This window comes from Streptomyces sp. NPDC005794, assembly GCF_042871445.1.
GTDB lineage: Bacteria > Actinomycetota > Actinomycetes > Streptomycetales > Streptomycetaceae > Streptomyces.
Map to the genome: position 1 here is coordinate 259644 of NZ_JBIAIN010000003.1, position 15167 is coordinate 274810.

General features: G+C 65.3%; 9 protein-coding genes. 1 reads left to right on the forward strand and 8 read right to left on the reverse strand.

The window, feature by feature from the left end:
• Nucleotides 1-66: 66 nt before the first annotated feature.
• The 8 genes from ACFYQ5_RS05940 to ACFYQ5_RS05975 all read right to left on the reverse strand — a co-directional run bounded on the left by ACFYQ5_RS05940 (nt 67) and on the right by ACFYQ5_RS05975 (nt 12649).
• The gene (locus ACFYQ5_RS05940) at nt 67-315 is read right to left on the reverse strand and encodes a hypothetical protein (protein WP_389193697.1); all 249 of its coding nucleotides are present in this window, start codon (nt 313-315) and stop codon (nt 67-69) included.
• 327 nt (nt 316-642) lie between these two features.
• Nucleotides 643-2280, reverse strand: a complete 1638-nt coding sequence (locus ACFYQ5_RS05945; protein ID WP_389193700.1) for a protein kinase — start codon at nt 2278-2280, stop codon at nt 643-645.
• A 48-nt stretch (nt 2281-2328) separates the two neighbouring features.
• On the reverse strand, nt 2329-5526 hold the full coding sequence (locus tag ACFYQ5_RS05950; RefSeq protein WP_389193703.1) for a type I restriction endonuclease subunit R: 3198 nt from the start codon (nt 5524-5526) through the stop codon (nt 2329-2331).
• Nucleotides 5526-6152, reverse strand: a complete 627-nt coding sequence (locus tag ACFYQ5_RS05955) for a DUF4276 family protein (protein WP_389193706.1) — start codon at nt 6150-6152, stop codon at nt 5526-5528. The genes ACFYQ5_RS05950 and ACFYQ5_RS05955 overlap by 1 nt, the downstream gene beginning before the upstream one ends.
• Entirely contained in the window at nt 6149-7471 is a 1323-nt protein-coding gene (locus tag ACFYQ5_RS05960; RefSeq protein WP_389193708.1) for an AAA family ATPase, read from the reverse strand. Before ACFYQ5_RS05960 ends, ACFYQ5_RS05955 begins: the two co-directional genes overlap by 4 nt.
• Nucleotides 7468-8691, reverse strand: coding sequence for a hypothetical protein (locus ACFYQ5_RS05965; protein WP_389193711.1), 1224 nt, complete (start codon nt 8689-8691; stop codon nt 7468-7470). The genes ACFYQ5_RS05960 and ACFYQ5_RS05965 overlap by 4 nt, the downstream gene beginning before the upstream one ends.
• A gap of 89 nt (nt 8692-8780) precedes the next feature.
• A complete protein-coding gene (locus ACFYQ5_RS05970) occupies nt 8781-10847 on the reverse strand; it encodes an N-6 DNA methylase (protein WP_389193714.1) in 2067 nt (688 codons plus the stop codon).
• Nucleotides 10844-12649, reverse strand: coding sequence for an N-6 DNA methylase (locus ACFYQ5_RS05975; protein WP_389193717.1), 1806 nt, complete (start codon nt 12647-12649; stop codon nt 10844-10846). The genes ACFYQ5_RS05970 and ACFYQ5_RS05975 overlap by 4 nt, the downstream gene beginning before the upstream one ends.
• 150 nt (nt 12650-12799) lie before the next feature.
• Between ACFYQ5_RS05975 and ACFYQ5_RS05980 the strand changes: the two genes are divergently transcribed.
• Nucleotides 12800-14992 (forward strand): DUF262 domain-containing protein, encoded by a 2193-nt coding sequence (locus tag ACFYQ5_RS05980; RefSeq protein WP_389193720.1) that lies wholly within the window; start codon nt 12800-12802, stop codon nt 14990-14992.
• Nucleotides 14993-15167 lie beyond the last annotated feature (175 nt).

Here is a 15167-nt window from a genome sequence, read left to right on the forward strand (position 1 = left end):
AAACCTCCTGAGGTCACGGAGACAAACCCCCGCAGCACATGTCCGGGACGGGACCCGCAGGCGCGGTCACTGTGTTCTGTCGATCAGCAACTGCGAGCGAGCGGTGGCGAACATCCGCTGCTGTTCAGCCAGGCGGTTCGGCGTGGAGACGGTATCGAACAGAAGTTGGTGGGCATGGCCCGACTCACCTGCGACGAAGACCTCCACCCGCTGACGGGGCTCGCTCTGCCGTACCCAGTGACAGTCGATCTCCGGCCACAGAGCCTCCTGGCCGTTCTGCCGGGTGGAATGTTCGGCCACCTTGAGATCGGCCATCGAGGATTCACCGGAGTCGTTGTACAGGCGAGCTGTCCGGCAGCCGCTGCCTCGGCGGTCGGACTCCACGGGCCCGCACGATTGTGCGGACCCTCGCGCGGTCCACGGACAGCGCGGCCCGGGGCCTCGGTGCGCCGCCGGTTGCCGAGCCGGTGCGGCCCCCAGGCCACCGCGGGGCCGCCGGCCCACGAGCGGGCCGGGGGCCGGCCGGAGCTGGGCCCTTGCGGAGCGAGCCGTCACCGTTCATGCACCTGTCCACGACCTGCTGACGTCGCAGCTGCTGCCGTCCCCCGGACCACACCACGAGGGCCCGGCTCGGGCTCCGGCCTACGCTCCCTCGAACCGGTTCAGACGTTTGACGAAATCTTCGATGCCCGCGAGCGCGCTCGTGTCTGTCCCGCGATAGCGGAGCGTCGCACCGACCAGCTCGCGCGCTGCGTCACGGGCTCGGGAGTAGTGCTCCGCACCGGCTTCCAGTCGCATGATGTGGGCCAGTCCCGCGAGATGGCGGTCGACGGACAGGGGATCGTCCTCGTCAGGGGCGTGCTCGGCATAGACCGTGAAGGCCGCGAGGGCCGCGGTTGTCTCGCCGAGTTCCACGAGGCACTCGGCCGCGTAGTAGCGGCATTGCAGTGTCTCGTGATCGTCGGGGCCGAACCTCGCACCGATCGCTTCTGCGGCCTGCTCGAACAGGCTGAGAGCCTCTCGGTGTGCTCCGGCCAGGAACTTGACATGCGCGAGGGACAGGGACAGATCCACCGCCAGCACGCCTTCCCCGGCCCGGTCGAGAGCTGCCACCAGGACGTCGGAGGCCTGCGTGAACTGCTTCTGCTGGGCGAGTTCCCCCGCCCGCTCCGTCGCCTCGTCGGCCTCCGCGTCCGTCAACGGCACAGGCCCGGACGGAGACGGTGACGTCGCGACGACATCGGCCACGGTCGGTGTGTACAGCACCGCCCGGCCCAGCTCTCGGCGCACCGATCCACCGAACGGCCGCGTGAACGGAGTGCAGGGGTCGAGCTCCAGACCGTCGGCGGTCAGCAGCCGCGGGGTTCCGGCAGGAGCCCCCATGGCGGCCAACGGCAGCAACGTCTCGTAGACCGTCGCAGCGCCCACACGCTGTTCCGAGTCCTTGTGCAGCATGCGGAGCAGCAACCGCTCGACCTCGGCCGGTACGTCGGGACGGAGCGACCGGACGGCCGGCGGGGCGGTGTTCACGTGATGCCAGACAAGGGACCGGTCACGCGAGGCGATGAACGGTGTTCTGCCGACGAAGAGCTGGTGGAGCAGGCATGCCAATGCGTAGATGTCCGCCGCCGGGCCCACCGCGTTGGCGAGGCTCTGCTCGGGGGACATGTAAGCAGGAGTGCCCACGGTCATCCCCTCCTGCGTGAGATGCGGATGAGCGCCGCCGGTACCGAGCAGCGCCGCGACCCCGAAGTCGAGCACCTTCACCACCCCGCCCGGCGTGAGCATCACGTTGGCGGGCTTGATGTCCCGGTGGACGACATCGTGGTGATGGACCTCGTCGAGAGCCGAGGCGATCTGCGCCCCGATGGCCGCGGCCCACGCCACCGGCAGCGGCTCGTAGTCGTAGTCCGTCTCGTCGATGAGGGTCTGGACCTCACGCCCCCTCAGTAACTGCATCACTACGTACAGCCGCCCGGTCGCCTCGTCGACCCCGGTGTCGTAGACCGCCGGAAGCCCGGGATGCTCGTGCAGCCCGGCGGTTGTGCGCACCTCACGCAGGAATCGCTGCCGCCGGGTCTCCAGTACTTCCTGCTGCGCCGCGTACATACCGGGCTGGTCGGCCAGCATCATCTTGACCGCGACCCTGCGGTCCAGCGCCTCGTCGTACGCCTGCCAGACCTCGCCCATGCCACCGGCGCCGATCGGTGTCCCCAGGCGGTACCGTCCCGCGAGGGGACGTCCCGTACTCGTCGCTGCCCGCAGTGCCGAGTCCCCCATGTGGCGCGCCGCCCTTCCCTGTACTGATGCGTCGATCGTTCGTGCAGGTTACGGGTTTCGGGGTTCAGCCCGCCCGGATCCGCCGTTCTTCAGTTCGGCCGCCCGCTCGGCCGTGGCCAGCCGGTCGGCCTCACGACGCGCCGGGCGCCGGATCAGGTTGTACGACTGTGCGGTCGCCACCTGTCGGAACAGCTTGTTGACCTGGTCCTCGTCGAAGTAGCGGACCATCAGCGCATCGTTGGACTGTGCCTGCCGGATGACGAAGTCGTCCATCTCCTTGGCCAGTTCACGACCGTAGGTCGCCTCGTCCTGGTGCAGCCCGATCTCCTGCATGTCCGGGTTCTCCGCGATCGCGACGACCAGCTGCCCCAGCAGGATCTGGTCCGTCGTGGTGAGGTCCGCTCCCAGATCGTCGTTGATCGACTGGATGACCTCCGCCAGTGACTGCTCCTCGATCTCCACCGCCGCGCCTGCGGCTTCCGGCAGACCGGGCAGGATCTGCGCACCGGCGGCGTCCAGTTTGAGCTCGGGCGTGCCGGTCTGCTTGACCCGCATATGGCTCGGAACCGTCTCGCCTATGTCCGCGGCTGCGGTTCCGTCCGGGCGCGGCAGCCTGCGCAGCAGGAACCGCCCGTACTGGAACAACCTCTCGAGCTCACGGTTCTCGAAGCCGATGACGTGCGACAGCCACCCGTACGCCTTGACGTACGACTGGAGGGCGCGGCGGAACTCCTGGGCCTTCTCCGGCTCGATGGCCACCAGGTCGTTGAAGCGGTCCACCGCAGGAGCTGTGTACCGGTACAGCTGCGCGTGCGCCTTCTTCACCGCGTCCTCGGAGGCACGCCCGTCGTCGAAAGCGGCGAAATACGCCTTGACGAGTGCCTCCATGTCGGCTTCCACCAGAAGCTGGTAGGCCATGACCTCGTCCTGCCGGTCGAAGAGCAGGTTCGGGTCGATCTCGTCGGTCAGCGACACCTCGTAGTACTTCTGGAAAGCGTCCTGGATCACCTCCGGCTTGTTGGCGAAGTCGAGGACGAACAGGTCCTCCTGCGACTTCTCGGGGTGAGTGCGGTTGAGGCGCGACAACGTCTGCACCGCCGCCACGTTGGCCAGCGGCTTGTCCACGTACATGGTGGTCAGGAGCGGCTGGTCGAAGCCCGTCTGGTACTTCTCCGCGACGACGAGGATGCGGTACTCGGGCTTGGGCACGGCCGGGGGATTCGGATCGTCCGTCCGTACGTAACCGAACCGGCCGGGCAGCTCCTTCTCGGGGAAGCCGTTGAGCTTGGACTCCGTGTACTCGACCCCGTCGAGGGTCAACGACCCGGAGAAGGCCACCAGAGCCGCGCAGTCGGTGGCTCCGCGTTCGTCGACGTACTTGCGGATCTCCAGGTAGAGCCGCACCGCGTGCTCGCGGCTCGGGGTGACGACCATGGCCCTGGCCCGCCCGCCCAGTTTGGCGGCGCTGTGCGAACGGAAGTGATCCACCATGATCTTGGCCCGCTGAGCCATGGACGCCTCGGACAGCAGAGCCGCCCGTACGAGCTGCGAGCGCGCCTTACGCGGGTCCACCTGCTGCTCGACCTGCTCCGCGGCATCGTTGCGCAGCTTGAAGTAAGTGCTCCAAGTGGCGTAGTTGCCCAGGACGTCGAGGATGAAGCCCTCGTCGATGGCCTGACGCATCGAGTACACGTGGAACGGTCCGGGCTGACCGGTGGTGGCATCCGGAGCCCCGAAGAGCTGAAGCGTCTTGGGCTTGGGAGTTGCCGTGAACGCGAAGAAGGACATGTTCGGCTGCTGACCCCGGGCCAGTGCTTCGGCGGTGAGCGGATCGCCCTCCGCGTCCACCGTGTTGCCCCCGAGCGCCTTCTTCAGCGCTGCCGAACCGTCGCCACCCTGCGAGGAGTGAGCCTCGTCGATGATCACGGCGTAGCGCAGGGCGCCGAGCCCGCCGACCTTCTTCAGGATGAAGGGGAACTTCTGCAGGGTGGTGATGACGATACGGGCGGTGGCGCCGGTCAGCGCGTCGGCGAGCTGAGCGGAGTCCTCGTCGATCCGGACGACGACGCCCGGCGTGTGCGTGAACTGGAAGATCGTGTCCTGGAGCTGCTTGTCCAGAACCCGGCGGTCCGTGATGACGATGACCTTGTCGAAGACCCGCTGATTGGTCCCCATCCCCTTCTCCCGCGCGCCCGTGCCCAGCTGCGCCGGGTCCTCCGGGGTGTGCAGGGAGGACAGGCGGTGGGCCAGCCAGGCGATGGTGTTGGACTTCCCGGAGCCGGCCGAGTGCTGCACCAGGTAGTTCTCCCCGGCACCGTTGAGACCGGCGTGCGCGGCGAGCTCCCGCACGGCGTGCCACTGATGGAACCGGGGGAAGATGAGCGGCTGCGCGTGCGCGCTGCCGGGCCGGTGCGACGGCGACTTCCCGGCCTTCGCCTGCTCGTCCTCGATGTGCAGGAAACGTTCGAGGAGCTCCAGCCAGTTGTCACGGTCCCAGATCTGCTCCCAGAGGTAGGACACGGGGTACGCCCCGTCCGCCGCCTGCGACGGGTTGCCCGCGCCACCGGTGGCGCCGGGTCCGCCCGTGCCGGTGTTGAACGGGAGGAAGCGGGTCTTGGCGCCGGCCAGGCGAGTGGTCAGGAACGCCAGCTGTGGGTCCACCGCGAAGTGGACGAGACTGCGCTTGGAGAAGAACAGCTCCTTCGGGTCCCGGTCCTTGCGGTACTGGCGGATGGCGTGCTCGACGTTCTGCTTCGTGAAGTGGCTCTTCAGCTCGACGGAGGCGATCGGGATGCCGTTGACGAAGAGGGCGAGGTCGAGCGACTTGGCGGGCGTCTTCGCGGAGTAGTGGAACTGCCGTACGACGGTGAGCCGGTTGGCGTCGTACTGGTCCTGCGCCCCGGCGGCGAGCGTGTGCGCGGGCCGGAAGTAGGCGAGCTGGATCTTGACGTTGCGGTCATTGACCCCGCGCCGCAGCACATCGAGAACACCGCGCTTGTCGATCTGCTCCGCCACACGCTTGGCGAACCGCTGGATGGACGCGGTCTCGCCCTCCCCGTATTCGGCGCGCAGCCGCAGCCAGGCATCGTTCTGCGAGGCGCCGAGGAAGGTGGCGAGCTCGGCGGTGTCGATCCCGAGGTCATGTTTGTAGTTGTCGGACTGGCCCCTCTCCCAGCCGTGCGTGAGGAGCCCGTCCTCCACGGCGTTCTCGAAGGCTTCCTCGGTGTCATGGCGCTGCTGCCCCATCAGCGGGACTCCGTTCCGGCCGTCAGGAGGCGGCTCACATCGCGGTAGAGCTTGTCGAAGGAAGGCGAATTGGCTCGGGCGAGGGACAGATCCATCGCGCTCGTCAGCGGAGCCTGATCGATGACGGGTTTGTACCGGGGATGCTGCGTGCCGCGCCGGTGGGTGAGCCACCCCTTGGCGTCGCGGGGCTTCTCGTCGGGGCTCACCGGACACGCCATGCCGTCGGGAAATCCGTGGACCCCCGCCAGCGACGATGCGGCGGCGAGGAACCACGACTCGTATTCCCGGCAGGGCAGCACTACGGAGACAGCGACATCGGCACGGGCTTGCCGGGCGCGGGCGAGCAGCTCCGGTCCCAGAGCCGCGGGGCAGTCATCGTCCGCGTCGAGCAGAACGAGGACACCCCCGCCCCCGCCGTCCGACGGCCGGGGCATGAGGGCCGCCTGCTGGAGTACGGCCCCCTCGATCCCACCGGTCCTGACCAGCTGACTGCGGGGAACGCGCATGGGCTTGAGGACGCGCAGATCCCAGACACCCAGTTCGCCGGCGATACGGTGCAGCAGCTTCGGCAGAGCCTTCACCTCGCCATCGCCTTCGACGACGGAGGCAATCACGACGGGGGTCACGGCTGCGGCTCCTCGCTTCCCGGAGTGCTGTCCGTGCTCTCAGCGGTGTCAGGGCTCTGCGGGTCCTCCGGGTCGGCGGGCGGCAGCTGATCGCCCCGCATCAGTTCACCGACGGTGGCAAGTCCCTTACCCAGGACACGACGCCCGATGGCGTCGATGGGGCCGACGACTGTGGCACCCCCGCGGACCGCTACGACCCTGACCCAGTCCGGATCGAATTCGTCCCGGTCCAGCAGGTCACCGCTCTGCGTGGCCACGATGACCTGGACATGCTCGGCCGCCTCGGTCAGCGCGTCGAACAGCGCGCCGGCGGCGGACGGGTGCAGGCCCAGTTCGGGTTCGTCCACACATACCAACGAGGTGAACCCGTTGAGGGCATCGGGCTGGAACAGGGCGGACAGCAGTCCGGTGGCACGGAGCGTTCCGTAGGAGAGCTGGCCGGCACCGAACCGGACGACCTCGTTCGTCTCGCCGTCGAGCATGCGCAGGTGCAGGGTGCGGTATGTGTCGAGCGGCAGCTCATCGACGCCCTGAGCGCCGGGGACGATGGCTGCCACATAGGCGTCCACCCGCTGCTTGATCTCCGGCCGGGAGGCGGCGAGAGCCCCCAGCACCTCACCGGCGTTCGCCGCGTCGGGCGCCAGCGCCTCACCGGTGGTGGCCCGCTGCGGCTCGGCCATGCGTGCGGGATCCGGAGTGTAGAAGGACATGCTGGTGAGGGCTTGGAGTACACCGGCAACCGTCTCGTCCGCTGCTGCGGCGTTGCCGAGCCACAGGGCGTTGGCTGCGACCAGCCCCGTGGACGTGCCGGTTGGCAGAGAGGTCACGCTGCCGGTGCTGTCCCGGCGGAAGCCTGTACGGGTCTCGGTTCCCTCGGGTGTGACTTCGAGCCACTCCGAGGTGACGGCGACGGGCTGGTGGGTGCGGTTCTGCCGCCCCTGTACCAGCTCGAAGCCGTAGGTGGCGTGGATGCGGTGGGAGTCGGGGGCGCTGCGGTCCCTGGGTGCGAGGAGGAGATGAACCTCGATCGAAAGCCGGTCGGCGGCCCGTCCTCCACTGTGGTGGAACAGCGTCTCGGCGCCGCCGCGCGACTGAACAGCCTGCTGGGGACGCCCCTCAAGGCAGTCACGGACGAATTCGAGCGCGTCGAGAAGGTTCGACTTTCCCGACGCGTTGAGGCCGATAAGCACGGTCAGCGGGCCGAAGGTGACATCGCAGTGAGCGAGGGACCGGTAGCCATTGACACGAAGGCGGGTGACGAACGGGACGGCGGGTGTGGTGTTCGTCGTCAGCCACTGGGTTGCGCGGTCGGAGGTCATAGCACATCAACTCCTCGGCCACTGGCGGTGGACACGTCGATCTGGCTGGTTACGGCTGCGGTGATGAGGGACTGACGGCGCTCGGCGAGGAGGGCGAGCTGGCGATTCAGAGCCACTTTCGCTTGCCTCACGGCGTCGAGATTTTGCTGGACTTCCCGGACCAGAGCGCGTTGTCGCTCAACGCTGGGGAGGGGAATGGGGAAGCTGAGAATCTTGCTGCTGTTTGTCGATGCAAGATTCGTAGTCTTCGTTCCTGTGCTCTCGAAATAACAGCGGCCGTGAACAGTCTGTGTCATGAGCGCCAGATATTCGCCTTCGAGGCGGTCGTGGTCGGGACGCAGCGCGAATACGTGGTTCTGGTGCAGGCAGCCAGGCAACTCGCCATGCCACACGGTGCCGCGCCCCAGCTTGTCCAAGTCTCCGCCCTCTGTCATGAGGACATCGTCGGGAAGCAGGGTGCTGCGCGCAGCGATTTCGCGGGGGACGGTGATCTCTGTGACTGACTCCAATGCCACGTGGTCAGCCTGTACGTTTGCCACGCGCAGATATGGGCGGGTGACGACGTCACCGCTGATGTCTCGCTTTCCATCAACTGTGAGGCCGGTCTGCAGTTGGCAGACATAGCCGAGACGTACGAGTGGCACTTCAGGTGGGGTGTCAGGGAGCCATACCCACGGCCAGACTTGTGCAGGGGCACCAAGGGTGCCCGGCACCAATGTTTCCGAAACGGTCGCGTACGCACGTTCTTGGAGTGTGGTGAGCTGACGTTGGCGGGCGACTGTAAGGCAGTCGATTCGGGCAGTTTCGACGTCGAGGAAGGTAGCGATCCGCCGCTGCTCGTCGAGCGGCGGGAAGTGTGCAGATAGCGCCCGTACCCGCTCCGCGCTCACATGGTAAATATTGGCGCCAGACGCGATGGAAGCGAAAATCCCGGACCCGAACGCGGAGCGTGCCCACCACCCCAGGAATTCACCATCGGTGCCAGGGCGAGGACGCAGACGCAGCAGGGTGTTCTGGAAGCAGACCGTGCCTTCGAGCTCGCCGCGCCATACAGCCGCCGCCCCCACGCTTTTGAGGCTTCCGCTGCCTTCCGAAACCAACACATCGCCTGCACGCAGGGAGAACGTGACCTGTTCCGACGGGGTGAAGTTCATCGACTGGACATCGTTGAGATCCAGCGCTCCGTCTTTGACGTTGGCCGCACGCAAGTACCGCACCATGTGCGGGCCCTCTGCATGCTGAGGCGAGCGCTGGCGCCCCAAGGCAACCTCAGCGTATGAGCGCAAAGTTTTACGGGTACTTATACGCGTCATCCCGTCACCTCTCCCAGCAGCGCCTGAATCTCCGCCTCAAGTGACTTCAGCTCCGCATCGATCTCCGCCAACGGCCGCGGCGGCTCGTACACATAGAAGTGCCGGGTGAACGGAATCTCGTACCCCGTCTTGTACCGCTCGCTCAGCTTCGACTTCGGGTTCTTCAGCTCCGTGATCCACGCATCCTCGACATGAGGCTTGACCTCGTCGTCCAGGTACTCATCGATGTCCCGATCCATCGGCACGTTCTCCGCGTCCCGGAGGTCCGGGTCATGCTCGGGTTGCTTGCCCTTCGCGGGCTGGACCTCGCCCTTCGGGTCCCGGACACCCACCGCGTCCCGTAGGGCCTTCTGAAACGCCGAGCCCGACGGCCAGAACAGCCCAGCGGCCGTGACGGCCCCGTGCAGGGCGTCCCACGCCTCAGCCTTTGTCGACCAGACCTGCCCTATCAGCGGCTTCACCGCAGCGACGAATTCTGCCTGGCGCCGCGCCACCGCCTCAGCATCCATCGTCTTGTCACCCAGCACCTTCTGGAGCGAGGCAGACGTAGCCAGCGCCTCCAGCGTGTCCTCGGTGATCTCGAAGCGCAGCTTCAGCGGCCGGTCCACCGTGATGCGCCGGTAGCCGTAGTCCTCGTTGCGGAGGATCTTCACCTTGGCGTGCTGCGGGTGCTCGGGGTTGTCGGCGATCTGCTCGGCGTCCCGGTACATCGCGCTGATGCCCTGAATCTGCTCCTCGGAGATTTCCTTGCGCTTCTCGCCGAGGGACTTCCGCCGCTTCACCCACTCACCCCGGGCGTCGATCATGACGACCTTGCCCTGCCGGTGCTTGGGCTTGCGGTTGCTGAGGATCCAGAAGTACGTCGAGATGCCCGTGTTGTAGAAGAGCTGGTCCGGCAGGCCGACAATGGCTTCCAGATAGTCGTGCTCCAGGATCCACCGCCGGATTTCGGACTCGCCGGACCCCGCCCCACCCGTGAAGAGCGGCGAACCGTTGAAGACGATCGCGATGCGCGAACCGCCGATCTCCTCGCCGTTCTCGTCCTTCTTCAGTGGAGCCATCTTGTGCAGCATGTGCTGGAGGAAGAGGAACGAGCCGTCGTTGATGCGCGGCAGCCCTGCCCCGAAGCGGCCGGCGAAGCCGAGGTCCTCGTGCTCCTCCTTGACGGCCTTCTCCGCCTTCTTCCACTCCACGCCGAAGGGCGGGTTCGCCAGCATGTAGCTGAACCTGCGGTCCTCGTGCCAGTCGCGGACGAACGTGTTGCCGAACCTGATGTTGTCCGCCGCGTGCCCCTTGAGGAGCATGTCCGAGCGGCAGATCGCGTACGACTCGGCGTTGAGCTCCTGGCCGTACAGATTGACCCGCGCACCCGGCTTGATGTCTTTGATGTGCTCCTCGGCCGCCGCGAGCATCCCACCCGTGCCGCAGGCCGGGTCCAGGATGTCGATGACCTGGCCGGGGCGGCGGATCAGCGCGTCGTCCGGGCCCAGCAGCAGCTCGACCATCAGCTTGACGACCTCACGCGGGGTGAAGTGCTCCCCGGCTGTCTCGTTGGAGGCGTCCGCGAACTTGCGGATCAGCTCCTCGAAGACGTAACCCATGTCGTGGTTGCTGACCCGCCCCGGGCTGAGGTCGATGGCCGCGAACTTCTGGACCACCTGGTAGAGCAGCTCGGCGTCCCGGAGCCGGTCCTGCTGGATGTGGAAGTCGTACCGGTCGATGATCTCAGTGACCGCCGGGGAGAAGCCTCCGATGTAGTCTTTGAGGTTCTCGTAGACCCGCCTGTCGTCGCTGCCGATCGTCTCGAAGCTCTGCTTGGAGGTGTTGTAGAACGGCAACTGCGAGGTGGCGAGAAGGACGGCGTCCTTCCGGTCGCCGCTGTACGAGGCGTCCCGGTCCCACACGGCCTGCCGGGTGCCCTTCTCCTTCATGACGCAGTCGAAGCGCCGCAATACCGTGAGCGGCAGGATGACCTTGGCGTACTCCGAGCGTTTGTAGTCGCCGCGCAGCAGGTCGGCCACCGACCAGATGAAGTCGGCAAGTTCCTGATTGGTGTTGCTCACTCGGCACCTTTTCGTGTTGCGTCCGGCGCCAGTGCACCGTTCGTCAGTCCGTCGTAGGCCAGGCGGGCAGCCCGGTCGCCCATCCTGGCAAGATCCTTGAGTCTCCGCTCGAACTCGCCCAAGTCCCTGAAAGCGGCTCCGTATCGGCGTTGTTGCTCTATGCCCATCTGTGGCAGGTGTGCGGATCGTAGATCGGCGCGGTGTGTGCCGGTCGACGAGGCGTTGCGGCGGGTGTTGCCGGCGCTCCGCAGGAACCCCCGGAGGTAGTCCGTGTCCAGCTGTTCGCTCGTGGACACGGCTTCGTCCCCCTCCGCGCGGACCAGCCCGGCCTGGACGAGGTCGCCGACGCCCACCTCAGCGAATGTGTCCAGCACACCTGTACCCGGGCCGGGCGGAAGGTGGGGCATCAGTCTCGCGAGTTCGAGTAGTTGTTGTTCGAGTTCGGCCCGCAGGGTCAGGTACTCGGCCGGGTAGTCCGGCTGAGCCGCAGTGACGTACACGGGGGGGCTCAGGTCCACGTCTTCGCGCAGGAGGTCAATCACCGACACCTGGGCGGTCTGGTCGGGAGTCGGCTCAAGCGGGCCGTCAGGGTCGTTCTGCGTGAGGTCGACCATCCGTACGGTCCGGGCCTCGTCGCCCGTCCCGGTCGGGCGACGTAGCTCCCACAGGAACAAGGGCTGGTTGTGGCTGGTCGCCAGGCCCGGAGGCAGAGCCACTATCGATGCAAGCGCACCACGACGGACCAGTTCCGCACGAATCCGGCGACCGCTCTTTCGGTACGCGGCAGAGGGTGCCAGCGCGATGAGAGTACGGCCGCCCGGGGTGGTGTGGGAGTAGCAGTGCTGGAGCCAGGCGAGGTCTCCCTCGGCACGTGGCGGTGTGCCCAGTTCCCACCGCGGGTCGATCAGCAGGTCCTCGCGGCCCCAGTCGGACTGGCCTAGGGGCGGTTCGCAGACGACGAGTTGAGCCCGCAGGCCAGGCTGGCGGTCGTCCCGCAGCGAGTCGCCCGCTTCGAGCTGTGTCGCAGAGGGGCCATTGAGCGCGGCCCTGAGCCGGGCCACGCTCAGCAAGGTCACGTTCAGTTCCTGCCCTGTCCGGACGGTGTGTGCCGTGCCGGTGATGGCGAAGAGGAGCGACCCGGCTCCGCATGCCGGGTCGTAGACGATTCCCTCGACAGAGCCGGCGAAATGCGCGAACGCCCGGACGAGGCGCGGTGACGATACGGCCTGCGCGCCACTACGGCCGGCAGATGTGGTGAAGCGGGTGACCAGGTTTTCGAAGAGGCTGGGCGCGGTCCGCTCGGCGGCCAACTGGTCAACCGCCTCGCGGAGTGGTCCGGGGAGTGTGCCGTCCTTCCCGCCAGTCAGGTGCCGACCCACGGCGACCAAGGCGGCGGCCATGTCGTCCCCGTAGGCGGCGCGCAGGGACTGCCAGAGAGCGACTTCTGGCGAAGCTCCCCGGCCCTTGCGCTGTGCCGCCAGCCACGTTTCGACCTCACCGAAGGAGAAGAGCGGGCCCGCCGCTGTGCCGCCGACGGGCACGGGAAAGTCCTCGTGGCGCCGTCGCCAGTTGGCGACAGCAGCCCTGGTGACACCCGCCAGCCGCGCGATCTGTGCCGCCGTGACAACGGCCGCCGAAGTGGATTCCTCTGCCTCCATGATGGTGAGAGTACACGCCTCCAGTCCCCTGCTGGACATTGTGAGCGTGTTGGCGGTGCTAACGTAATAGGTGTCTCCGTCGCTGTAAACTGACACATCGCTACAGTCGCAGGGTGATGCTGAAGCCGGCTCGTGTGCGGTCATGGCGGTCGCGGAGGGTGGGTCGGCGTCTGTGCTGGGTGCCGAGTGGTGCTCGTCTGACTGAAAGCTCACGCTTCTGTCGGTGGGATCAGGTACAACCAAGGGGAGCGCGCGGCGGGGTCGTGTCGCAATTAGCAGGTGGGGTGTGGGGGCATGAACGCGGTTACGCAGCAGGGGCTGCACGGCAAGGACTATGCGGTTCGGGAACTCTTTACCAAGCAGTACGTGCTTGAGTCCTATCAGCGGGAATACACGTGGGAGCGTCGCCATGTCGCGGAACTCGTGACCGACCTGGCCAACGCGTTTCTGCGTGATTGGCGCGTCGAACACGACGGCCAACAATACGCTCAGTACCGTCCCTACTTTCTTGGGCCTTTCGTCTGCCACTCCGCTGGAGTGAAGAAGAACCTCATCGATGGGCAGCAGCGTTTCACCACTTTGCACCTCCTCCTCATTCACATTGAACGCCTACTCAAAGAGCAAAACAATGAGGGCGCTGCTGGAATGGTGGGCGGTATGGTTCGACGGTACGCGGCTGGGCAATACCACTATGCGATTGAGGTGGAGGAGCGCCGTGCGTGCCTGGAGGCGCTGTGTTCCGGGGATGAATTCGACCCGACTGGTGCCACTGTTTCCGTGCAAAATCTCTACCAGCGAGCCCAGGATGTTGCTGATGCTCTGCCCGTGACGCTCCAGGAGCAGTGTCTGCCCATCTTCGCTGACTGGCTAGCTGATCGAGTCTTCCTAGTAGAGATTTCGGTTGACGACCGCGATCTTGGGTGGGAGATTTTTGAGACCATGAACGACCGCGGTGCCGGCTTGACTTCTCTCGACCTGCTGAAAAGTTTTGTACTTTCTCAAGTGGGCCAGGAGCAAGACCAGGTAAATTCAGCCTGGCGAAAAATGGTTACCGACCTGAGCTTCTTCGGACGCCACTACCCCAGCAAATTTTTCGAGACGCTGTTCCTTGCCCGTTACGCAGCAGCTGACGGGACCGAGGACGAGAAGATCGAGCGGGCTTTTCACGAGTGGGTGCGCAACGATCCGGAACGGGTCGGAATGAAACGCCAGGGGCGGGACTATAGTGATTTCGTACTCAAAACGATTGCACATAGTGCCGAGCAGTACCGTTTCCTTTTGGAGGCTGCGCGCACCCGCAAGCCAGGCCTTCATTCGGTCTATTACAATGCAATCAACGATATTGAGTCACAGTTTCTACTCATCCTCTCCGTACTCCGGCTGGATGATTCGCCGCAGGTAGTCCGAGAAAAAGCGCAGGTCGTAGCCAACTATCTCGACTTGTTCTTCGTGCTCCGCATTGTCAACAACGACGGTGCCGTGCAAGCGCAGGATTTCCGAGAGGAAGTCCAACGCCTCCTGCCGAGCGCTCGGCAGATCACGTCGATCGACGACCTCCGCAAGCTGCTTGGGCGAGAGGCGGCGTGTCTTCCTGATGGTTTCTCGGGAGTGGAGAAGCTGAGCTTGCACAACAACAGAAAGCATATCCGGTACCTGCTGGCCAGGATTACAGCCTTCGTGGAAGATGGTTGTGGTCGACCGGATGAAGCGGATCGCTATCTTGGGTTTCCGGAGTCTCAGCCATGGGAAATTGAGCACATTTGGGCCAGCAAGTACAGTCTTCATTTGCAAACAGGTGTCGCGAATGAGGAGGATTTCAAGCGCGAGAGGAACCGTCTCGGGGGCCTCCTTCTGCTTGAGAAGTCGATCAACGCGAGCTTTGGGGCAGACATTTATGGCGATAAGCTGCCGCATTACTTCCGCCAAAATGTATTGGCCGCATCTCTGAATCCTACATCCTACAGGCGTAACCCTCCGTTCGAAAGGTTCCGGAAGAAATGGGATCTCGTTAATTCGTTCATTCCGTATCCGGACAGCTTTGATAGGGAATCAATCGCGCAGCGGGGAAACCTCTATCGGCAACTATGCGAGCATGTGTGGAGTTTCGATCAGCTCGGTTTTATTGGGGAGTCGAAGGTCGCTCCGCCGCGAAGGTCTGTCACTCAGAGGAGGAAGCCTCGTTACGGTGTTCAGGTCGCCGATTTGATCCGTGTGGGCTTGCTTAGTGAAGGCAGCAAGTTGCGTGGCGAACTTAAGCGCTCTCAGCGTGTTTTCGACGCAGTTGTCACGGGTGGAGGGAGGATTCGCCTTGAGCCAAGCGGTGAAGAATTTAAGTCCCTCTCGGCTGCTGGCGCCGCCGCGACGGAAAGGGTGGCAAGTCCTGGCTGGGATTTCTGGCATGTAGCTCACGCGAGCGGCAAGCATATTCCGCTTGCCGCCCTTCGTAAGCAGGCGATTGAACGGGGATTGCTCGACCAGAATTCCTGATTACCCAGAAGTAGGGATGCCTCAGTCCAGATCCGCCATTGGGCGATCTGAGCAGCGGGTGGTCAGGGGTCTGCCGGTGAATGCGGTGTGGTAGCGCGGTGTGTGGGGTTCTCAGCCATCTCGGCGTCCGAGGTCCAGCACAGTGCTCCCTCATCCCACACCGTCTTGGGGCACT

Excerpts from the sequence above, each read along its gene's own strand:
- ACFYQ5_RS05940 (WP_389193697.1), bottom strand. The coding sequence starts at position 315 with ATGGCCGATCTCAAGGTGGCCGAACATTCCACCCGGCAGAACGGCCAG.
- ACFYQ5_RS05945 (WP_389193700.1), bottom strand. The coding sequence starts at position 2,280 with ATGGGGGACTCGGCACTGCGGGCAGCGACGAGTACGGGACGTCCCCTC.
- ACFYQ5_RS05950 (WP_389193703.1), bottom strand. The coding sequence starts at position 5,526 with ATGGGGCAGCAGCGCCATGACACCGAGGAAGCCTTCGAGAACGCCGTG.
- ACFYQ5_RS05960 (WP_389193708.1), bottom strand. The coding sequence starts at position 7,471 with ATGACCTCCGACCGCGCAACCCAGTGGCTGACGACGAACACCACACCC.
- ACFYQ5_RS05965 (WP_389193711.1), bottom strand. The coding sequence starts at position 8,691 with ATGGTGCGGTACTTGCGTGCGGCCAACGTCAAAGACGGAGCGCTGGAT.
- ACFYQ5_RS05975 (WP_389193717.1), bottom strand. The coding sequence starts at position 12,649 with ATGACCGCACACGAGCCGGCTTCAGCATCACCCTGCGACTGTAGCGAT.
- ACFYQ5_RS05980 (WP_389193720.1), top strand. The coding sequence starts at position 12,800 with ATGAACGCGGTTACGCAGCAGGGGCTGCACGGCAAGGACTATGCGGTT.